We start from the raw sequence: 19,073 nt of genomic DNA on the forward strand, positions 1-19,073 counted from the left end.
CCAACCGGTATCCGCTTCGCTCGAAACGCTCTGGAGCCGTCAGACCACAAACCCTCCTTGAGGAGAAAGCGGTCAGGCGGCCGCCCGCTCCATTGCGACCTCGGCCTTGAGGCTATCGAGGTCGCGATAGATCGATGCGACCGCGAGCACGCGCCCGCCGCGCTTGTAGCGCAGCACGCAATCCCTGCCGGAAATGCTGCCATCCACGGCGATCTCGTCCCACTGCTCGGCATGGCCGACATAGTTGATCGGCACGTCGTAATGCTGGCTCCAGAAGAACGGCACCGCGTCGAACACCTCGCGCAGCCCAAGCATATTCCGCGCGGCGGTCTGACCCTGGCGTTCCGCCACCACCCAATGCTCGACCCGGACGTTCTCGCCGCTGTGCGGATCGGGCCAGCGCGCGATATCGCCGGCCGCGTAGATACCGGGAGCGCTGGTCTCGAGATAGGCGTCGACTGTCACGCCGCGATCGATCGCGAGCCCGGCCGCTTCCGCCAGCGCCAGCCGCGGCTTCACGCCGACACCGACCACGACGAGATCGGCATCGAGCACGGGCCCACTCTTCAGGTGCGCGCGCTTGCCCTCGATCGCGGTCACCGTGTCACCGAGGTGGAAGACGACGCCATGCTCTTCGTGCAGCGCGCGGACGAAATCGCCCATCTCGGGCCCGAGCACGCGTTCCATCGGCCGCTGTTCCAGCCCGACCACGTGCACCTCGATCTGGCGCACGCGCAGCGAGGCCGCCACCTCGAGCCCGATGAAGCTTGCACCGATCACCACCGCGCGGCGCGCTCCGCTGGCCGCGGCGATGATCGCCCGGCAATCGTCGACGGTGCGCAACACATGAACGTGGGGCAGGTCCGCGCCCGGGATCGGCAGCCGCACCGGCTCAGCGCCGGTCGCCAGCAGCAGCCGGTCATACGGAATCGTTTCGCCGCCGGCGAGCACGACATTGCGGCGGCCGGTATCGATCGACTTGACCTCGGTCCTGAGTCTCAGATCGATCGCCGCGTCACGATAGAAATCGTCCGGCTTCAGCGGCAGCCAGTCTTCCGGCGCACTGCCGGCGAGGAAATCCTTCGACAGGTTCGGCCGATCCACCGGCGGCGTGGCCTCGCCGCTCAGCATGACGATGCTGCCGCGATAGTCCTGCCGCCGCAGCATCTCGGCGGCGGCAAACCCGGCCCCGCTGCCGCCGACAATCACGATGCTGCCGGGCGCATCGACCGGGCCCTTGACGCGGAATTTCGGTTGCGCGCGCTTCTCGCGCACGACGATGCGATCGCCCTCGCGCTCAACCTTCCAGACGGCGAGCGCGTTGAAGGCGGGCGCGGCGGTCGCTTCACCGGTGCGAATATCGAAACAGGCGTGATGCCAGGGGCAATGAACGGTCTCGCCCTCAAGAAGGCCTTCGGCGAGCGGGCCGTGGTAATGGCTGCAATGCGCGTCGATGGCGAAGATATCCGCGCCCGAACGCACCAGCAGCACGTCCTCGTCGCCGACATGGCCGAGCAGCATCGCGCCCGAGAAGTCGGAGAGTGCCACGCCCTGTGTCAGATCCGGACCGGAAGGAGCCTGCTGATCGGCCATATCGTTCCTCCATTGCCCTGTGACGCTCTAGACCGCTATCCCGAGGAATTCCTGGCGGGTTAGCGCATTGTCGCGAAAGCAACCCAGCATCCGGCTGGTCACGAGATCGGTGTCCGGCTTGTGCACGCCGCGGGTCGTCATGCAGTGATGCGACGCCTTGATGATGACGCCCACGCCCTGAGGCTTCAAGACTTCGTTGATGGTGTTGGCGATCTGCGCCGTCATCTTCTCCTGAATCTGCAAACGCCTGGCATAGATATCGACCACCCGTGCGAGCTTGCTGATGCCGACCACGCGTCCGTTCGGGATGTAGGCAACCCACGCCTGACCGATGATCGGCGCCATATGATGCTCGCAATGGCTCTCGAAACGGATGCCCCGCAGGGCAATCATTTCGTCGTAGCCTTCGATCTCCTCGAAGGTCTTTTCCAGGATCTCCGCGGGACGCTGGTCGTACCCCGCAAAGAATTCCTCGAACGAACGCGTCACACGCGCCGGAGTTTCAAGCAGACCATCCCGCTCGGGATCGTCGCCGGTCCAGCGGATGATGGTGCGGACCGCGGCTTCGACCTCGGCCCGGGTCGGCTTGTCGGATTCGGTTTGAGCAGCTCTTGCACGATCCAGCGTATGCACAATCGGGTTCATCGGGGCCTTTCCTTTGCGGCGTCATCGCGAGGTCATGCCCGTCAGATGCTCCGTCAGCAGAAAGGTTCCCGCAATTCGGCCCGCGGCACTTTGCGCCGCAAGCCACCCGGCACGAACGGCTAGCCCGTCAGCGCCGCCTTGACGAGGCCGCTGGCCTTGCCGAAATCCATCTGGCCGGCGTATTTCGCCTTCAGTGCGCCGATCACCTTGCCCATGTCCTTGATGCCGGCGGCACCCGTCTCGGCGATGACGGCCGAGATCGCGGCCTTCACGTCGTCGTCGGACATCTGCTTCGGCAGATAGGCGGAGATCACCGCGATCTCCTCGCGCTCCTGGGCGGCGAGCTCGGCGCGGCCGCCCTTGTCGTAGAGCTCGACCGACTCCTGGCGCTGCTTGATCATCTTCTGCAGCAGGCCGAGCAGGTCGGCATCGGAGAGCGGCGGCTTGCCCTGCCCGCGCGCGTCGATGTCGGCGTTCTTGATGGTCGAATTGACCATGCGCAGCGTGGAGAGCTTGCGCTCGTCCTTCGCCTTCATCGCTTCCTTGACCGCAGTATTGATGTCGTCGCGCAGCATTTCGTTGTCCTTGAACCAGCAATCCTCTCATCTAGGCAGTTTGCACCGGCAGAACAACCTAGTTCCTCAGCCATTCGACCAGCGCAGCGGCGCAGGCCTGCGGCTGTTCCAGCTGCGGCAGGTGACCGCAATTGGCGAGCACCACGAGCCTGGCGCCGGGAATGCCGTTGGCCATCTCGTCCGACAGCGAATTCGGAACGGTGTTGTCGGTATCCGACGTGAGCACCAAGGTCGGGCACTTGATCCAGGCCATGCTCGGCCGCGAATCCGGCCGGCTGAGCACCGCGTTCTGCTGGCGGACGAAGGCCTCGGCGCCGACGTCCTCGCTCATGTCGTCGACAATCTGGCGCAGGTTTGCATCGCCCTGCCGCGACGGGTGCACGAAGCCCGGAAACAGCTCGTCGACCACGCTGCGATATTGGCCGCTTCTGGCACGCTCGATCATGCCACGGCGGCGTGCGGTCGCTTCCGGCGTGTCGGCCCGCGCCTGGGTGCTCATCAGCGCCAGCTTCGCAACGCGCTCCGGCGCCTGCCGCATGATCTCGAAGGCGATGTAGCCGCCCATCGAGTGCCCGGCGAGCGCAAAGCGCGGCGGCGCCTCGGCCAGGATCCGGCGGGCGATCGCCCCCATATTGTCGTCCCTGACATGGTTGGCGATCGTCACCGGCCCGCATCGCCACAGCGCCGGGATGACGGGGGCGAAAATCCGCGGCGAGCAGATGAGGCCCGGGACGAGCAGGATCGGCATCGTATTATCCATGCGGGAGCTCCGGACGGGTCATTTTCGGCAAGCAAACGGCCGCTTCAGGGAACTTTAGATTAAAAGGCCGTTCGGGCCTGTCAAATCGGTCGGTATTGCCGTGTGAATCCGTACCCTTTCGCTTTGACGCCGCAGGGTGCGGCGTCTATTTAAAGGGCTCATGACAACATCCGAAAACGCCCCCGCCTGGCCGGACCATAAACCGACCGCGCTCCTTGTGCTCGCCGATGGTACCGTGCTGGAAGGCTTCGGTCTCGGCGCGGAAGGCCACGCCGTCGGCGAGGTCTGCTTCAACACCGCGATGACCGGCTATGAGGAGATCCTCACCGATCCGTCCTATGCCGGCCAGATCATCACCTTCACCTTCCCGCATATCGGCAATGTCGGTACCAACGAGGAAGACATCGAGACGGTGAACATGGCCGCGACGCCCGGCGCGCGCGGCGTGATCCTGCGCTCGGCGATCACGGATCCCTCGAATTACCGCGCCAGCCGCCACCTCGACCAGTGGTTGAAGGCGCGCGGCATCATCGGCCTTTCCGGCATCGACACCCGCGCGCTGACCGCGCTGATCCGCTCCAAGGGCATGCCCAATGCGGTGATCGCGCACGCCAGAAACGGCGAGTTCGACCTCCACGGCCTGAAGGAAGAAGCCCGCGAATGGCCCGGCCTCGAGGGCATGGACCTGGTGCCGATGGTCACCTCCGGCCAGCGCTTCACCTGGGATGAGACGCCCTGGGTGTGGGGCAAGGGTTTCGGCCAGCAGACCGCGCCGGAATTCAACGTGGTCGCGATCGACTACGGCATCAAGCGCAACATCCTGCGCCTGCTCGCCGGCGTCGGCGCCAAGGTGACCGTGGTGCCGGCGACGACCGCGGCCGAGGACATCCTGGCGATGAAGCCGGACGGCGTGTTCCTGTCGAACGGCCCCGGCGATCCCGCCGCGACCGGCAAATATGCCGTGCCCGTCATCCAGAAGGTGATCGCTTCGGGGACGCCGACCTTCGGCATCTGCCTCGGCCACCAGATGCTTGGCCTTGCCGTCGGGGCCAAGACCATGAAGATGCATCAGGGCCATCACGGCGCCAATCATCCGGTCAAGGACGAGACCACCGGCAAGGTCGAGATCACCTCGATGAATCACGGCTTTGCGGTGGATCAGGCGACGCTGCCGAAAGGCGCGACCCAGACCCATATCTCGCTGTTCGACGGCTCCAATTGCGGCATCGCGCTCGAGGGCAAGCCGGTGTTCTCGGTGCAGTACCACCCGGAAGCCTCGCCCGGCCCGCGCGACTCGCACTACCTGTTCCAGCGCTTCGCCGACCTGATGCGGAAGAAGAAGCAGGCCGCGTAGACCGCGGCGTAGCGCAGCCCGTCACGGAATACCGCATGCCCGGATCACCTGATCCGGGCATGATCTTTTGTCACGCCTTGCATCAGCGAACGCTGCCAAGCTATTCGTCATATGACGACGATCATCACGCAGCAGGATTGCCCGACATGACCGCCCCCGCCACCCCGAAGCCCGTCTACGGCGTCTCCTCGATGGCGGTGATGGCCTCGATGTCCGGGCTCGACTTCGTGCGCGGCATCTTCGCCCGAACCCTGCCGGAGCCGCCGATCATGGAGAATGTCGAGCCGTTCGACTGCACCGCCGAGACCGGCCATGTGGTGATCCACAGCGTTCCGGGCCTGCGCCACTACAATCCGATCGGCTCGGTGCATGGCGGCTACGCCGCGATCCTGTTGGATTCCGCGATGGGACTTGCGGTGCAGACCACGCTGCCGCAGGGCTTTGGCTACACTACGCTGGAGTTCAAGATCTCCTTCGTCCGCGGCATGAGCCAGGACACCGGCAAAATCCGCACCGAGGGCCACGTGCTCAACGCCGGGCGCCGGGTTGCGACCGCGGAAGCATGCATCACCGACGACAAGGGCAAGCTGCTCGCGCATGCCACCACGACCTGCCTGGTGTTCGAGCTGCCCAAGACGAGCTGATCAACACGGGCCGAGCCCGGCCGGTCTCGCAGGAACACCAGGCACTGACAGCGGGTTGTTTCGCGGATAGTCTCACTCACACGTGCCGGAGGATCGCGATGTCCGCAGTCAAAGCCGGGGCCGAGCCGCTCGCCGTCGTTTTCAACGACGACGGCCTGGTGCCGAACAACCCGATGCCGTTCCTGGTCTACAAGGCCGCGGTCGACGTCAGAAGCAATCCCGAGGCCAGCATCGAGCAGCTGTTCGGCAAGAACGGCTGGGGCGCGATGTGGCGCAACGGCGTCTACGACTTCGCACATTACCACGCCACCGTGCACGAGGTGCTGGGCGTCGCCCGCGGCCGCGCGCGCGTGCAGTTCGGCGGCGACCATGGGCAGGCGCTGGAGATCGCAGCAGGCGACGTTGCGATCCTGCCCGCCGGCACCGGGCATCAATGCCTGTCGGCGAGCGACGATTTCTGCGTCATCGGCGCCTATCCGCCGGGCCCGCCGATGGATCTGCAGCGGCCGACACCGGAGAACCACGCCAGGGCGCTGAAGACGATCCCGCTGGTCGCTATCCCCGCCAGCGATCCGGTGATGGGCACGGATGGGCCGCTGATGCGGCTGTGGAGGCGCACCTGACCCCCACGGATCAACGCAGGTCGCTCACATGCAACGCCGAATAGGCGGCGCCGAGGAACACGCTGTACGCAAGCACCATGACGAGCGAAAATCCCGCTGGAAGGCTGCCGAGGCCGAGCTGGGACGCAAACAGGCCACGGCCGAGCACCGGAAAGTAGAGCAGCCCCATGGCGATCCAGCCCAGAATGCCGAACACGAAGCCCTTGGCGATCCCGCTGTGGCCCGGCAATAAATGGTAGCTGACCCGAAACAATATCCCGAGAATCAGCGTGCCGTTGACAAAAGACATCGCCCACGGCACCGACGGATGAACCGCTCCACCGAGCCATTCGCTCAGGCCGTGCTGCAGGTCGCGGTAGGGATGGAAGGTCGGAAGCCAGCCCATCCACCGCTTGAGATACATCACACCGGAATGCGCGGCGTTGCCGCACAGTCCGGCAGCAAGCGACCTCCATATCTTGTCACCGACGGTGAGATACATCGCTGCTTGGCGATCCGCTGCGCCGTCTCAGGCGATCTCGGCGACAACCTGCCGGAGCAGGTCGCGAACCTTGCCGGCGACGGCGCCGAGCTTCTGGTTCTCGATCGCACTCATCGAAGCAACGGGATCGACCGCCGAAATCTCCACTCTGCCGCCTTCGTGCTGCTGCACCACCACATTGCAGGGCAGCATGGTGCCGATCTTGTCCTCCAGCATGAGCGCCTCGTAGGCGAGTTTCGGGTTGCACGCCCCGAGGATCAGATACGGGCGGAATTTAGCTCCGATCTTCTTGTTGAGGGTGTCCTTGACGTCGATCTGCGTGAGCACACCGAAGCCGTGGCTCTTCAGCGCCGCCGTCGTGGCACTGACGGCCGCGTAGAACGGCATGTCGACCGTTTTCGAGAAATGATATGTCATAAGTCTCTCCGGAGTGGCGCAGGCGTTCGCGCTGCGAAGCCAATAACTGCAAGGGCTAGCTGAACGCGCATCCGCCGCGCAGTCCGAGCCTCTTGAACACCATCGCCGCAGGGCAGAATCCGGTAAACGATGCCTGGACCATGTTCAGCCCGGCAAAGGCCGTCAACAGGTACCAGTAGGCGTTGATGTAGGTGCCGAGCGCGAGGCCGAGCAAGACGACGCTCCCCGCGAAGGCAACAACGGCCTTGTCGATATTCATGGCAGACTCCTCACTTTAAGTGACATCAGGAATGGGTAAGGCCAGCCTCGGTCCAGGCAACGATGCTGCGCGCATCCATCACCCCGGAATGACGGGCGATCTCGCGCCCGCGACGCATCAACAACAGCGTCGGAATTCCGGTGATGTTGAGCCGGGACGACGTGGCGGCCGCACGATCGGAGTTGAGCTTGAGCGGCCGGACCCTCGGTTCGAGCTGTTGAGCCGCACGCTCGAACATCGGCGCCATGGCGCGACACGGTCCGCACCACGGAGCCCAGACATCGACCAGCAGAGGAACGTCGCTGTTCGCCAGCTGACGCGCGAATCCTTCCTCGTCGACCTCGATCGGATGGCCGGTGAACATCTGCTGATGGCAGGAACCGCAACGCGCGCCATCCGGGGCACGCCCGGGCGGCAGGCGGTTGGTCCGCCCGCAATGTCCACATACGATCTGACACGTCTCGCTCATGTTCCGGTACGGACCTCCCTGATCTTGGCGATGTTGAGCTTGTCGGGCATGAACCGCTCATAGAACGGCTCGCTCTCGCCGCGCGCATCTTGCGGAGAAAGCATTTTTCGAATGCGACCGAGCTGCGGCAACAGTTCGTAGGCCATCAGCGTGCCGCTCAGACCGGCCCCGATCACGACAACTTCCGCCATGCGCACCTCCGTTGGTTGAACGTCCGCCGGTGGTCCCGGCCGTTGATGATGATTGACTATATATTTTTAAGTTCGTATATACGCAAGTATGAATATAAATATCGACATCATGCAAAGCGCGGCCGACCGGGCGAGCGATCTCCTGAAGGCCCTCTCCAACCGCCACAGGCTGCTGATCATCTGCCAGCTGGTCGACGGCGAGCGATCGGTCGGCGAGCTCGCCGAATTTCTCGATCTGCGGGACTCCACGGTCTCTCAGCATCTTGCCCTCCTTCGCAAGGATGGCCTGGTGTCCGCTCGCCGCGACGGGCAGTCGATCTTCTATTCGATCGCCAGCGATCCCGCGCGGAAAGTCCTGGAGGCACTCTATGAAGTCTACTGCGCTCCGAAGGACGTCAAACGAAAATAAATTTTATGATCCCTGCAACGGTCATCCGTTGAGCAAGATCAACACCGCCGCGCCGGCAGCGAAAGATAAGAGACGAACCGCGCGCGACGTCACGATTTTCAAAACGAGACGGATAAGCTCGATGCGACTTTCGATCCTGCCGGCGGCCCTCGCCGCCTTCGTTCTCTCCCTTGCGCCAGCCCGCGCAGAGATGCTTACGGTTGCGCAGCATCAGGTGGCCGACGAGAAGGCCGTCTTCGCAACGGTGGAGAGCATCAGCGTGGCTCCCGCCCGCGGACGCATCAGCGGCACGGTGGCCCAACTCAATGTCCGGGAGGGCGATCGCGTCGCGGCCGGCCAGGTCATCGCGACGGTCGGCGACGAAAAGCTCGTGTTGCAGATGAAGTCGCTCGACGCACAGATCGAGGCGCTGCAGGCGCAGGCCAACCAGGCGCAGATCGATTTCACGCGTATCGAGGGACTGGTCGAGCGCGGCACGTTGCCGCGCGTCAAGCTTGACGAGGCGCGGACCGCATTGAACGTTGCCGACAATGGCCTGCGGGCAAGGACGGCGGAGCGGGCCGTGATCAGCCAGCAGCTCAGCGAAGGTCGTGTGCTGGCCCCCTCCGACGGCCGCGTGTTGAAGAAGCTCGTGACCGTGGGTTCGGTCGTGCTGCCCGGCGATGCCATCGTCACTGTTGCGCAACAGCACTTCAAGCTGCGGCTGCGCGTGCCGGAACGGCACGCCCGGTTCCTGCAGCCGGGCGACAAGATCCGTGTCGATGCCGCAGAACTCGGCGAGGAAGCCCCGAGGACCGGCGTCATCGATCTCGTCTACCCGCAGATCGAGGAAGGCCGCGTGATTGCAGACGCCACCGTCGAAGGTCTCGGCGAATATTTCGTCGGCGACCGCCTGAGGGTGTGGATCTCCGCCGGCACGCGGCCGGCCTTTGTGATCCCGGCAAGCTATGTCAGGACCAGGTTCGGGATCGACTACATTCAGCTTCGTCAGGCCGACCGGACCGTCGAAATCCCGGTGCAGCGCGGCCGTAACGTACCGACGCCCGCCCTTCCGGACGGACTCGAAATCCTGTCAGGCCTGCGCGACGGCGATCAACTGGTGCAGCCATGAAGCTCGGGCTCTCCGGCCGGCTGACCAGGGTGACCCTGACGTCGCCGCTGACCTCATTATTCCTGCTTGCATCGCTCGCCGTCGGCCTGATCGCCGTCATGGTGATCCCGCGCGAGGAGGAACCGCAGATCAGCGTGCCGATGGTCGACATCCGCGTCAACGCGGACGGCCTGCGCGGGCCCGACGCGGTTGAACTCGTCAGCAAGCCGCTGGAGGCCATCGTCAAGGCCATCGACGGTGTCGAGCATGTCTACAGCCAGACCGAGGATGACCGCGTGATGGTCACCGCGCGATTTCTGGTCGGCACCAAGTTCGAGGACGCGATTCTCCGCGTGCACGAGAAGGTGCGTGCAAATCTCGACCATATCCCCGTCGGCATTCCCGAGCCGCTGATCGTCGGCCGGGGCATCAACGACGTGGCGGTGACGGTGCTGACGCTATCGCCGAAGCCGGAGGCGGCCGAGCGTTGGAGCGACAAGGATCTGTTCGAACTTGCCGACAAGCTGCGCTCCGAGCTCATCAAGGTCGACAATGTCGGACTGACCTATGTCTCCGGCGGCTCCGCACAGCAAATCCGCGTGGAGCCCGATCCGGAGAAGCTGTCGCTGTTCGGCGTCACGCTTCAGCAACTGGTCGCCAAGGTCAAGGAAGCCAATCGCTCGTTTGTCGCAGGCCAGGTCCGCGATGCCGGCCTCGTGCGCAACGTGGCCGCCGGACAGACGCTCACGGGGATTCCCGACATCGGATTACTCCTGATCGCGACCCGGGACGGCCGGCCGATCTACGTCAAGGATGTCGCGTCCGTGGCGATCGGTCCGAACACGGTCGAGCACCGCGTCTGGAACGACGCGCGCGATGCCGCCGGGCAATGGCGGCGCGCACCCGCGGTCAGCCTCGCACTCGCCAAGCGCGCCGGCGCCAATGCCGTGGTGGTGTCGGCCGACATCGCCCCCCGGCTCGACGAGCTGAAGGCGCACCTCGTGCCCGACGACATTCAGATCACGGTGACGCGGGACTACGGCGAGACCGCCAACGAAAAGGCCAACGAGCTGCTGTTCCACCTCGCCCTCGCCACCGTCTCGATCGTCGTGCTCATCGCGATCGCGATCGGCTGGCGCGAAGCCGTCGTGACTCTCGTCGTCATACCAACGACGATCCTGCTGACGTTGTTCGCAGCCAATTTGATGGGCTACACCATCAATCGCGTCAGCCTGTTCGCGCTGATCTTCTCGATCGGCATTCTGGTCGATGATGCGATCGTGATCGTCGAGAACATCGCCCGCCACTGGGCGATGCACGATGGGCGCTCGCGATTGCAGGCCACGGTCGAGGCGGTTGCCGAGGTCGGAAATCCCACCATCATCGCGACCCTCACCGTCGTCGCCGCCCTGTTGCCGATGCTGTTCGTGTCCGGCCTGATGGGGCCCTACATGGCGCCGATTCCGGCCAACGCGTCGGCGGCCATGCTGTTCTCGTTCTTCGTCGCGGTGGTGATCGCACCCTGGTTGATGCTGAAGCTCGCGCCCAGGGACGATGCGGCGGGCGAGCATGTCCTGCATCGCGAAGGCCCGCTCGGCCGCCTGTACCGGCGCTTCGCGACGCCGGTGGTTCGGAGCAAGCGTGCGGCCTGGATCTTCCTGCTCGGCGTCGGAGTAGCGACGCTGCTGTCGATGGCGCTGTTCGCGACCAAGTCGGTGACCGTCAAGCTGCTGCCCTTCGACAACAAGTCGGAGATCGCGGTGATGGTCGATCTGCCCGAGGGCGCAAGCCTGGAGGCCACGGAGCGGACGCTGTTCGCCGCGTCCGAGATTGCAAGGCAGTTGCCGGAAACGACCTCGTTGCAATCCTACGCCGGCACCGCGGCACCGTTCAATTTCAACGGTTTGGTGCGACATTATTATCTGCGCGAAAAGCCCGAGCTGGGTGAGCTTCAGGTCAACCTGACCGCGCGCGGCGATCGCAAGCGCGCGAGCCACGATATCGCGCTCGAACTGCGGCAGCGGCTCAAGGCGCTCGATGTCCCCAACGGCACCAGCGTCAAGGTGGTCGAAGTCCCGCCGGGGCCGCCGGTGCTGGCCACGCTGCTCGCCGAGATCTACGGTCCGGATGCCGCGACGCGCCGCGCAGTCACGGCCGAGTTGAAGAAGATCTTCGCCGATGTGCCATTCATCGTCGACATCGACGATTCGATCGGCGAGAAGCGGCCCCGGTTGCGGCTGTCGATCGACCAGGATCGGCTGGAATTCTTCGCCGTGGAGCAGCGCGACGTCTACGACACGATCCAGGCGCTGTTCGGCGGCATCTCGATCGGCTATTCGCACCGCGGCGAAGGCCGCAACCCGATCGAGATCGCGGTGCGGTTGCCCAAACGCGGTCTCGCCTGGGACGAGGCCCTGGCATCGACACCGGTGCCGGCCAACACGCTGCCTGGCAGCAAGACGGTCGTCGAGCTTGGACAGGTGGTGAAGGCGACGGTCGAACAGGGGACGCCGGTGATCTTCCGCAGGGATGGCCGTTTCGCCGACATGGTGATGGCCGAACTCGCCGGCCGCTTCGAGGCGCCGCTCTACGGCATGATGGAAGTGGCAAGCCGCGTCGCCGCCCATGATTGGGGTGACCTGCCGAAGCCCGCGATCAGCCTGCACGGGCAGCCGACGGACGAATCGCGCCCCACCTTGCTGTGGGATGGCGAATGGGAAATCACCTACGTGACTTTCCGCGACATGGGCGCCGCCTTCGGTGCGGCCATTCTCGGCATCTATGTGCTGGTCGTCGCGCAGTTCGGGAGCTTCCGGCTGCCGCTCGTCATCCTGACGCCGATCCCGCTCACGCTGATCGGCATCCTGATCGGGCATTGGCTGCTGGGCGCGCCGTTCACGGCGACGTCGATGATCGGCTTCATCGCGCTGGCAGGGATCATCGTGCGCAACTCGATCCTCCTCGTCGACTTCATTCGCCATAGCGGCGGCCATGGCGCGTCGCTGCGCGAGGTGGTGCTCGAGGCCGGTGCGGTTCGCTTCAAGCCGATCCTGCTCACGGCGCTTGCCGCCATGATCGGAGCCGCAACGATCCTGCTCGACCCCATCTTCCAGGGGCTCGCGATCTCGCTGCTGTTTGGCTTGGCATCATCGACCCTGCTCACGGTGCTCGTCATCCCGGCGATCTACATCGCGTTGCGCTCTTCAGCCGGAGCGCCCGCGAAAGCCGGTTAGGAGGCGCTGACGAGGGCCGCCACCGCCGACCGCAGCCTCGCAGGACACGGCAGGCGCCGCGGCAGCGACGCCGTCAGGCCGCGTTGCTGCCTTCCTGGCGGCTGGCCTCGAACAGGAACCAGGTGCGGCGCTCGGTTTCGTCGATGAAGGTTTCGAGCAGGCCTGCGGTGCCGGAGTCCTCCTGGTCGTCAGCCAGCTTGTGCGCCTTGCGCATCGCAGCCGCCATGTGCTTGTTGTCTTCCATTAATTCGCGCAGCATTTCGCGCGGCGGCACATAATCGTCGTCATTGTCCTTGATGGTCTGATGCTTGACGATATCGCCGATCGACTTCAGCGTCGCGCCGCCAAGCTTGCGCACCCGCTCGGCGAGCTGGTCGGTGGTCGCGAAGATCGCCTCCGACTGCTCGTCCAGCAACAAATGGTAATCATGGAAATGCCGGCCGCTGACGTGCCAATGGAAATTCTTGGTCTTCAGGTAGAGCGCGAAGGCGTCAGCCAGAAGCGTGTTGAGCGAGGCCGAGATTGTGTCCACCGCAGCCTGCGGCAGGTCGCTCGGCGTGTCGAGATCGGGCGAGACCTTGTCAGTCTTGGCTTTGCTCACGTTGGACCTTCCTGTTAGGAACCCGTATTTCGGTGCATTGAACATTGGCCGCCGGACCGCTAACGCAACATCAGCCCACCCGTTCCTGAGGCTAGGAACCCGTTCTGCCGGATACCAAACGCGATGGATGAATGGATCGATTATTACGATTCCACGCATACGATCTATGCGAGCCGACTGCACCGTGACCTGCATTTCCAGATCATCGCGAACGACATCATCGGCTACATCGCTTCGCCGGATGCCGTGGTGCTCGATTATGCCTGCGGCGAGGCGCTGTCGGCGGCGAAGGTCGCCAATGCCTGCGCCCAGCTCTATCTGGCGGAGCCGGCGCCCGGCGTACGCGGCCGACTGGTCGCGCGCTTTGCGCCCGACACCCGCATCCGTGTCCGCTCGCTCGATGACCTGAAGCACATGGACGCGGACTCGATCGACCTCGTGGTGATGAACTCGGTGGCGCAGTACATGACGCCGCAGGAGCTCGATTCCGCGTTCGACGTGATCCACCGCCTGCTGAAGCCCTCGGGCCGGTTCGTGCTCGGCGATATCCTGCGGCCCGAAGTCGGCATGGCGAGGGACGTCGTGGCGCTGCTGCGCTTTGCGGCGACCCACGGCTTCCTGCGCGATGCGCTGGTCGGGCTGGCTTCAACCGCACTGTCCGACTACCGCCAGCTGCGCACCAGGATCGGACTGCAGCGCTATCGCGAGGACGAGATGATCGCGAAGCTCGGCGCCGCGGGGTTCAGCGCCCGGCGCGCGCCGCGCAACATCGGGCACAATCCGTGGCGGATGACGTTCGTGGCGCACCACTGATCCTGGGTTGCGCCAGCTATTAACGTTACCCACCAGTAAACGTGGCGGTCGCTGAAATAATCAGCAATGATCCACTCGGCCCGGTGGCGGAAGCGTCGACGCGGCAGTGGTGCAACACTGTTTATCCTGGTTCAAATCCAGGCCGGGCCTCCAGCCTTCGCTGCTGACGCAGCTTCGGCTCGGCAAGCCTTCTCGCGGCGAAGGCTGCCGCGGCGTAGCCCGCAGGGCGAAGCCGGGCCGGTAGCCCCCTCCCACATCCCGAGCACCCCACCCGGCCATACGCCGAATGCGGAATTTCCCCCAGAATCACGGTTGATTGGGCGCTTTTGGGGGTTTCGCGGGTGCGGAAACTGGTCTAAAGACCACCCGCGCGCGAAGGATCGCGCTTCCGGCGCTACAACACGTAGCGCATGGCTCGAGGGACGCGCGGGAAGCGCGCCCTTTTTTTGTGCCCAAATTCCAGTCCGCGAGAGCTGATGCCCAAAAGAACCGACATCTCCACCATCCTGATCATCGGCGCCGGTCCCATCGTGATCGGCCAGGCCTGCGAGTTCGACTATTCCGGCACGCAGGCCTGCAAGACGCTCAAGGAAGAGGGCTATCGGATCGTCCTGGTCAATTCCAACCCGGCCACGATCATGACCGACCCGGAGCTGGCGGACGCGACCTATATCGAGCCGATCACGCCCGAAATCGTCGCCAAGATCATCGAAAAGGAACGCCACGTCGCGCCCGGCGGCTTCGCGCTGCTGCCGACCATGGGCGGCCAGACCGCGCTTAACTGCGCGCTGTCGCTGCGCAAGCAGGGCACGCTGGAGAAGTTCGACGTCGAGATGATCGGCGCCACCGCCGACGCCATCGACAAGGCGGAAGACCGCCAGTTGTTCCGCGACGCCATGGAGAAGATCGGGCTGCAGACGCCGAGGTCGCGGCTTGCCAATGCGTCGGCGCTGAAGAAGTCCGACCGCGACAAGTACCTCGCCGATCAGGCCAAGTTGTCCGGCCCTGAGCTCGAAGCCTTCAAACGGCAGTGGGAAGGCGGCGAAAACGAACGGCGCAAGCGCTACCAGCAGCAGGCCCTCGCCGAAGCGCTGATGGCGCTGTCCGACATCGGCCTGCCCGCGATCATCCGCCCCTCCTTCACGCTCGGCGGCACCGGCGGCGGCATCGCCTACAACAAGGAAGAATATCTCGACATCATCGAGCGCGGCCTCGACGCCTCGCCGACCAACGAGGTGCTGATCGAGGAATCCGTTCTCGGCTGGAAAGAGTTCGAGATGGAGGTGGTGCGCGACAAGAAGGACAACTGCATCATCATCTGCTCGATCGAGAACGTCGATCCGATGGGCGTGCACACCGGCGATTCGATCACGGTGGCGCCGGCGCTGACGCTCACCGACAAGGAATACCAGATCATGCGCGACGCATCGATTGCGGTGCTGCGCGAGATCGGGGTCGAGACCGGCGGCTCCAACGTGCAGTTCGGCATCAATCCGGACGACGGCCGCATGGTCGTGATCGAGATGAATCCCCGCGTGTCGCGCTCGTCGGCGCTGGCCTCCAAGGCCACCGGCTTCCCGATCGCCAAGGTCGCCGCCAAGCTTGCGATCGGCTACACGCTCGACGAGATCGCCAACGACATCACCGGCGGCGCGACGCCGGCCTCGTTCGAGCCGACGATCGACTACGTCGTCACCAAGATCCCGCGCTTTGCGTTCGAGAAATTCCCCGGCGCCTCCTCCACGCTGACCACCTCGATGAAGTCGGTCGGCGAGGTGATGGCGATCGGCCGCACCTTCCAGGAGAGCCTGCAGAAGGCCCTGCGCGGGCTCGAGACCGGGCTGACCGGCCTCGACGAGATCGACATCGAGGGCCTCGGCCGCAGCGACGACAAGAACGCGATCCGCGCGGCGCTCGGCACGCCGACGCCGAACCGCCTGCTGCAGGTCGCGCAGGCGATGCGGCTCGGCTGGTCGAACGAGGATATCTTCAATTCCTGCAAGATCGATCCCTGGTTCCTCGCCGAGCTGCGCGCCATCGTCGAGATGGAAGGCAAGGTCCGCAGCAGCGGCCTGCCGACCAACGCGTTCGCGATGCGGATGCTGAAGGCGATGGGCTTCTCGGACGCGCGGCTCGCCGTGCTCACGGAGACCTCCGAGGCCGACGTCACCGCCAAGCGCCACGCGCTCGGGGTGCGCCCGGTGTTCAAGCGCATCGACACCTGCGCGGCGGAGTTCGCGTCGCCGACCGCCTACATGTATTCGACCTATGAGCGGCCGTTCGCCGGCGAACTCGCCGACGAAAGCGCGCCGTCGGACCGCAAGAAGGTGATCATCCTCGGCGGCGGCCCGAACCGCATCGGCCAGGGTATCGAATTCGACTATTGCTGCTGCCACGCCTGCTTCGCGCTCGAGGACGCCGGCTACGAGACCATCATGGTCAACTGCAACCCGGAAACGGTATCGACCGACTACGACACCGCCGACCGGCTGTATTTCGAGCCGCTCACCGCCGAAGACGTGCTGGAGATCATCGCGACCGAGCGCAAGAACGGCACGCTGCACGGCGTGATCGTGCAGTTCGGCGGCCAGACCCCGCTGAAGCTTGCCCGCGCGCTCGAAGCCGCCGAAGTGCCGATCCTCGGCACCTCGCCCGACGCGATCGACCTCGCCGAGGACCGCGACCGCTTCAAGCGCGTGCTCGACAAGCTGCGTCTCAAGCAGCCGAAGAACGGCATTGCCTATTCGGTCGAGCAGGCCCGCCTCGTCGCCGCCGATCTCGACCTGCCGCTGGTGGTGCGTCCGTCCTACGTGCTCGGCGGCCGCGCGATGCAGATCATCCGCGAGGAGAACCAGCTCAACGATTACCTGCTGGGAACGCTGCCCGAGCTGGTGCCCGCCGACATCAAGGCGCGCTACCCGAACGACAAGACCGGGCAGATCAACACCGTGCTCGGCAAGAACCCGCTGCTGTTCGACCGCTATCTGTCCGACGCGACCGAAGTCGACGTCGACTGCCTCTGCGACGGCAAGGACACCTTCATCGTCGGCATCATGGAGCACATCGAGGAAGCCGGCATCCATTCCGGCGACTCCGCCTGCTCGCTGCCGCCGCATTCGCTCGACGCCAAGACCATCGAGGAGCTGGAGCGGCAGACCCGCGAACTCGCGCTCGGGCTCGACGTGGTCGGCCTGATGAACGTGCAATACGCCATCAAGGACGGCGAGATCTACGTGCTCGAGGTCAACCCGCGCGCATCCCGCACCGTGCCGTTCGTCGCCAAGGTGATCGGCACGCCGGTCGCCAAGATCGCGGCGCGGATCATGGCCGGCGAGAAGCTCGCCGACTTCAAGCTGAAGAAGAAGAAGCTCGGCCATGTCGGCGTGAAGGAATCGGTGTTCCCGTTTGCGCGCTTCCCCGGCGTCGATACCGTGCTCGGACCGGAGATGCGTTCGACCGGCGAAGTGATGGGCATCGACCGCTCCTTCGAGGTCGCGTTCGCGAAGAGCCAGCTCGGCGGCGGCACGCGCGTGCCGCGACAGGGTACGGTGTTCGTCTCGGTGCGCGGCGACGACAAGATGCGCATCGCGGATGCGGTGCGGCTGTTGCACTCGCTCGGCTTCAAGGTGATGGCAACCTCGGGCACGCAACGGTACCTCAGCGACAACGGCGTGCCGACTGAAAAGGTGAACAAGGTGCTCGAAGGCCGTCCGCACATCGTCGACGCCATCACCAATGGCGACGTCCAGCTGGTCTTCAATACCACCGAAGGTCCGCAGGCGCTGGCCGACAGCCGCTCGCTGCGGCGGGCTGCCCTCTTGCATAAAGTACCATATTACACCACTCTTTCGGGCGCGGTGGCGGCCGCACGGGGAATCCGGGCCTATCGGGCCGGGGACCTTGAGGTCCGCACGCTTCAGAGTTACTTTTCCGAAAGCTGACCGCTGCCTGGGCTGAAGGCCCGAAGCGGTCAATTAGCCGAATGGCTGGAACTCACCGCGCGATTGGATGTTGTCACGGCCCTTAGCGGGGCCGAAAATCACTGGGCTTCCGGGCGCGTTGGCGCCCTGATTCCTGCGTTAGCTGAACTGGATATTCGTGCACGGCCGCCGGGCGCGCGCGATGAAGGACGAAGATGATGGATAAGGTTCCGATGACCGCGGGCGGATACGCCGCGCTGACGGACGAGTTGAAGCATCGCCAATCGGTGGATCGTCCGCGCATCATCGAACACATCGCGGAAGCGCGCTCGCACGGCGATCTCTCGGAGAACGCCGAGTATCACGCCGCCAAGGAAGAGCAGTCGCACAACGAGGGCCGCATCGCCGAGCTCGAGGACAAGCTCGCGCGCGCCGACATCATCGACATTTCGAAACTGTCAGGCGACACCATCAAGTTCGGCGCGACCGTGACGCTGATCGATGAGGACACCGAGAAGAAGGCGGTGTGGCAGATCGTCGGCGAAGTCGAGGCCGACGCCAAGAAAGGCCGCATCTCCATCACCTCGCCACTTGCGCGCGCGCTGATCGGCAAGAAGAAGGGGACCACCGTCGAGGTGATGGCGCCGGGCGGAGCCAAGGCCTACGAGATCACCAAGGTCGAGTGGCGGTAGTTACCTTCACGTGACTGGTGCAAAAAAGCCGCGTCTCGCACGCGGCTTTTTTTATGCCCCGCGTTTCTCCCCGGTCTGACAGCAATGTGAATGGAGAGCCGCTGCACGCCATGCCAGTGAGGCCGTGACATGTTTATGCAGCATAATCATGTCGGGAGAAGGAGTTCCGGCTGACGATGGCGTCGCAACACGCATCACTGCGCGTCACCGTGCCGCTGCCGCGTTCTCTCGCAACTGCCGTCGTGCGAGGAATGATTCCAGGCGCGAGGTGTTGACATCACACTCCGGTGGCGGACACCGTGTG

General features: G+C 64.7%; 19 protein-coding genes and 1 tRNA gene. 10 read left to right on the forward strand and 10 right to left on the reverse strand.

Going from position 1 to position 19,073, the window contains the following annotated elements; all coding sequences use genetic code 11:
- Window positions 1-72 precede the first annotated feature (72 nt).
- The 4 genes from JEY66_RS36545 to JEY66_RS36560 all read right to left on the reverse strand — a co-directional run bounded on the left by JEY66_RS36545 (window position 73) and on the right by JEY66_RS36560 (window position 3,573).
- On the reverse strand, window positions 73-1,593 hold the full coding sequence (locus JEY66_RS36545) for an FAD-dependent oxidoreductase (protein ID WP_018269822.1): 1,521 nt from the start codon (window positions 1,591-1,593) through the stop codon (window positions 73-75).
- Window positions 1,594-1,620: 27 nt separating this feature from the next.
- Complete coding sequence (gene folE / locus JEY66_RS36550) at window positions 1,621-2,238, reverse strand: GTP cyclohydrolase I FolE (protein ID WP_016840697.1); 618 nt, start codon at window positions 2,236-2,238, stop codon at window positions 1,621-1,623.
- Between the two features lie 119 nt (window positions 2,239-2,357).
- Entirely contained in the window at window positions 2,358-2,813 is a 456-nt protein-coding gene (locus JEY66_RS36555) for a GatB/YqeY domain-containing protein (protein ID WP_018269821.1), read from the reverse strand.
- Window positions 2,814-2,871: 58 nt separating this feature from the next.
- Window positions 2,872-3,573 (reverse strand): alpha/beta fold hydrolase, encoded by a 702-nt coding sequence (locus JEY66_RS36560; RefSeq protein ID WP_016840695.1) that lies wholly within the window; start codon window positions 3,571-3,573, stop codon window positions 2,872-2,874.
- Window positions 3,574-3,733: 160 nt separating this feature from the next.
- On the opposite strand from JEY66_RS36560, the gene carA reads away from it, so the two are divergent.
- The 3 genes from carA to JEY66_RS36575 all read left to right on the forward strand — a co-directional run bounded on the left by carA (window position 3,734) and on the right by JEY66_RS36575 (window position 6,194).
- Window positions 3,734-4,927: a glutamine-hydrolyzing carbamoyl-phosphate synthase small subunit gene (carA, locus tag JEY66_RS36565; protein ID WP_018269820.1), complete on the forward strand. Its 1,194-nt coding sequence runs from the start codon at window positions 3,734-3,736 to the stop codon at window positions 4,925-4,927.
- A gap of 146 nt (window positions 4,928-5,073) precedes the next feature.
- On the forward strand, window positions 5,074-5,571 hold the full coding sequence (locus JEY66_RS36570) for a PaaI family thioesterase (RefSeq protein ID WP_016840692.1): 498 nt from the start codon (window positions 5,074-5,076) through the stop codon (window positions 5,569-5,571).
- A 98-nt stretch (window positions 5,572-5,669) separates the two neighbouring features.
- Window positions 5,670-6,194: a cupin domain-containing protein gene (locus JEY66_RS36575; RefSeq protein ID WP_016840691.1), complete on the forward strand. Its 525-nt coding sequence runs from the start codon at window positions 5,670-5,672 to the stop codon at window positions 6,192-6,194.
- A 10-nt stretch (window positions 6,195-6,204) separates the two neighbouring features.
- On the opposite strand, the gene JEY66_RS36580 is transcribed toward JEY66_RS36575, so the two are convergent.
- From JEY66_RS36580 to JEY66_RS36600, 5 genes are read right to left on the reverse strand one after another with little or no spacing between them, the layout of a single operon-like run.
- Window positions 6,205-6,675: a DUF6789 family protein gene (locus JEY66_RS36580; RefSeq protein ID WP_016840690.1), complete on the reverse strand. Its 471-nt coding sequence runs from the start codon at window positions 6,673-6,675 to the stop codon at window positions 6,205-6,207.
- Between the two features lie 27 nt (window positions 6,676-6,702).
- On the reverse strand, window positions 6,703-7,092 hold the full coding sequence (locus JEY66_RS36585) for a DUF302 domain-containing protein (RefSeq protein WP_016840689.1): 390 nt from the start codon (window positions 7,090-7,092) through the stop codon (window positions 6,703-6,705).
- Between the two features lie 55 nt (window positions 7,093-7,147).
- Window positions 7,148-7,351: a YgaP family membrane protein gene (locus tag JEY66_RS36590; protein WP_016840688.1), complete on the reverse strand. Its 204-nt coding sequence runs from the start codon at window positions 7,349-7,351 to the stop codon at window positions 7,148-7,150.
- A 25-nt stretch (window positions 7,352-7,376) separates the two neighbouring features.
- Window positions 7,377-7,820 (reverse strand): thioredoxin family protein, encoded by a 444-nt coding sequence (locus JEY66_RS36595; protein ID WP_026192266.1) that lies wholly within the window; start codon window positions 7,818-7,820, stop codon window positions 7,377-7,379.
- Window positions 7,817-8,011, reverse strand: a complete 195-nt coding sequence (locus JEY66_RS36600) for a hypothetical protein (protein WP_016840686.1) — start codon at window positions 8,009-8,011, stop codon at window positions 7,817-7,819. Before JEY66_RS36600 ends, JEY66_RS36595 begins: the two co-directional genes overlap by 4 nt.
- Before the next feature lie 88 nt (window positions 8,012-8,099).
- Between JEY66_RS36600 and JEY66_RS36605 the strand changes: the two genes are divergently transcribed.
- The 3 genes from JEY66_RS36605 to JEY66_RS36615 all read left to right on the forward strand — a co-directional run bounded on the left by JEY66_RS36605 (window position 8,100) and on the right by JEY66_RS36615 (window position 12,743).
- Window positions 8,100-8,420 carry an ArsR/SmtB family transcription factor gene (locus tag JEY66_RS36605; RefSeq protein WP_016840685.1) on the forward strand — a complete coding sequence of 107 codons (321 nt, stop codon included), beginning with the start codon at window positions 8,100-8,102 and terminating at the stop codon, window positions 8,418-8,420.
- A 121-nt stretch (window positions 8,421-8,541) separates the two neighbouring features.
- Complete coding sequence (locus JEY66_RS36610) at window positions 8,542-9,531, forward strand: efflux RND transporter periplasmic adaptor subunit (protein ID WP_026192265.1); 990 nt, start codon at window positions 8,542-8,544, stop codon at window positions 9,529-9,531.
- Window positions 9,528-12,743 carry an efflux RND transporter permease subunit gene (locus JEY66_RS36615; RefSeq protein WP_018269819.1) on the forward strand — a complete coding sequence of 1,072 codons (3,216 nt, stop codon included), beginning with the start codon at window positions 9,528-9,530 and terminating at the stop codon, window positions 12,741-12,743. Before JEY66_RS36610 ends, JEY66_RS36615 begins: the two co-directional genes overlap by 4 nt.
- Before the next feature lie 73 nt (window positions 12,744-12,816).
- On the opposite strand, the gene JEY66_RS36620 is transcribed toward JEY66_RS36615, so the two are convergent.
- Complete coding sequence (locus JEY66_RS36620) at window positions 12,817-13,344, reverse strand: Dps family protein (protein ID WP_018269818.1); 528 nt, start codon at window positions 13,342-13,344, stop codon at window positions 12,817-12,819.
- Window positions 13,345-13,467: 123 nt separating this feature from the next.
- On the opposite strand from JEY66_RS36620, the gene JEY66_RS36625 reads away from it, so the two are divergent.
- The 4 genes from JEY66_RS36625 (at window position 13,468) to greA (ending at window position 18,769) form a co-directional block, all read left to right on the forward strand.
- Window positions 13,468-14,157, forward strand: coding sequence for a class I SAM-dependent methyltransferase (locus tag JEY66_RS36625; RefSeq protein WP_016840682.1), 690 nt, complete (start codon window positions 13,468-13,470; stop codon window positions 14,155-14,157).
- 77 nt (window positions 14,158-14,234) lie between these two features.
- A tRNA-OTHER gene (locus JEY66_RS36630) sits at window positions 14,235-14,310 on the forward strand.
- Window positions 14,311-14,633: 323 nt separating this feature from the next.
- Window positions 14,634-18,098, forward strand: a complete 3,465-nt coding sequence (gene carB / locus JEY66_RS36635) for a carbamoyl-phosphate synthase large subunit (RefSeq protein WP_018269817.1) — start codon at window positions 14,634-14,636, stop codon at window positions 18,096-18,098.
- A gap of 197 nt (window positions 18,099-18,295) precedes the next feature.
- Window positions 18,296-18,769 carry a transcription elongation factor GreA gene (greA, locus tag JEY66_RS36640; RefSeq protein WP_018269816.1) on the forward strand — a complete coding sequence of 158 codons (474 nt, stop codon included), beginning with the start codon at window positions 18,296-18,298 and terminating at the stop codon, window positions 18,767-18,769.
- Window positions 18,770-19,073 lie beyond the last annotated feature (304 nt).

It is taken from the genome of Bradyrhizobium elkanii USDA 76 (genome assembly GCF_023278185.1).
Taxonomy (GTDB): domain Bacteria; phylum Pseudomonadota; class Alphaproteobacteria; order Rhizobiales; family Xanthobacteraceae; genus Bradyrhizobium; species Bradyrhizobium elkanii.

Excerpts from the sequence above, each read along its gene's own strand:
- JEY66_RS36545 (WP_018269822.1), bottom strand. The coding sequence starts at position 1,593 with ATGGCCGATCAGCAGGCTCCTTCCGGTCCGGATCTGACACAGGGCGTG.
- folE (WP_016840697.1), bottom strand. The coding sequence starts at position 2,238 with ATGAACCCGATTGTGCATACGCTGGATCGTGCAAGAGCTGCTCAAACC.
- JEY66_RS36555 (WP_018269821.1), bottom strand. The coding sequence starts at position 2,813 with ATGCTGCGCGACGACATCAATACTGCGGTCAAGGAAGCGATGAAGGCG.
- JEY66_RS36560 (WP_016840695.1), bottom strand. The coding sequence starts at position 3,573 with ATGGATAATACGATGCCGATCCTGCTCGTCCCGGGCCTCATCTGCTCG.
- carA (WP_018269820.1), top strand. The coding sequence starts at position 3,734 with ATGACAACATCCGAAAACGCCCCCGCCTGGCCGGACCATAAACCGACC.
- JEY66_RS36570 (WP_016840692.1), top strand. The coding sequence starts at position 5,074 with ATGACCGCCCCCGCCACCCCGAAGCCCGTCTACGGCGTCTCCTCGATG.
- JEY66_RS36575 (WP_016840691.1), top strand. The coding sequence starts at position 5,670 with ATGTCCGCAGTCAAAGCCGGGGCCGAGCCGCTCGCCGTCGTTTTCAAC.
- JEY66_RS36580 (WP_016840690.1), bottom strand. The coding sequence starts at position 6,675 with ATGTATCTCACCGTCGGTGACAAGATATGGAGGTCGCTTGCTGCCGGA.
- JEY66_RS36585 (WP_016840689.1), bottom strand. The coding sequence starts at position 7,092 with ATGACATATCATTTCTCGAAAACGGTCGACATGCCGTTCTACGCGGCC.
- JEY66_RS36590 (WP_016840688.1), bottom strand. The coding sequence starts at position 7,351 with ATGAATATCGACAAGGCCGTTGTTGCCTTCGCGGGGAGCGTCGTCTTG.
- JEY66_RS36595 (WP_026192266.1), bottom strand. The coding sequence starts at position 7,820 with ATGAGCGAGACGTGTCAGATCGTATGTGGACATTGCGGGCGGACCAAC.
- JEY66_RS36600 (WP_016840686.1), bottom strand. The coding sequence starts at position 8,011 with ATGGCGGAAGTTGTCGTGATCGGGGCCGGTCTGAGCGGCACGCTGATG.
- JEY66_RS36605 (WP_016840685.1), top strand. The coding sequence starts at position 8,100 with ATGAATATAAATATCGACATCATGCAAAGCGCGGCCGACCGGGCGAGC.
- JEY66_RS36610 (WP_026192265.1), top strand. The coding sequence starts at position 8,542 with ATGCGACTTTCGATCCTGCCGGCGGCCCTCGCCGCCTTCGTTCTCTCC.
- JEY66_RS36615 (WP_018269819.1), top strand. The coding sequence starts at position 9,528 with ATGAAGCTCGGGCTCTCCGGCCGGCTGACCAGGGTGACCCTGACGTCG.
- JEY66_RS36625 (WP_016840682.1), top strand. The coding sequence starts at position 13,468 with ATGGATGAATGGATCGATTATTACGATTCCACGCATACGATCTATGCG.
- carB (WP_018269817.1), top strand. The coding sequence starts at position 14,634 with ATGCCCAAAAGAACCGACATCTCCACCATCCTGATCATCGGCGCCGGT.
- greA (WP_018269816.1), top strand. The coding sequence starts at position 18,296 with ATGGATAAGGTTCCGATGACCGCGGGCGGATACGCCGCGCTGACGGAC.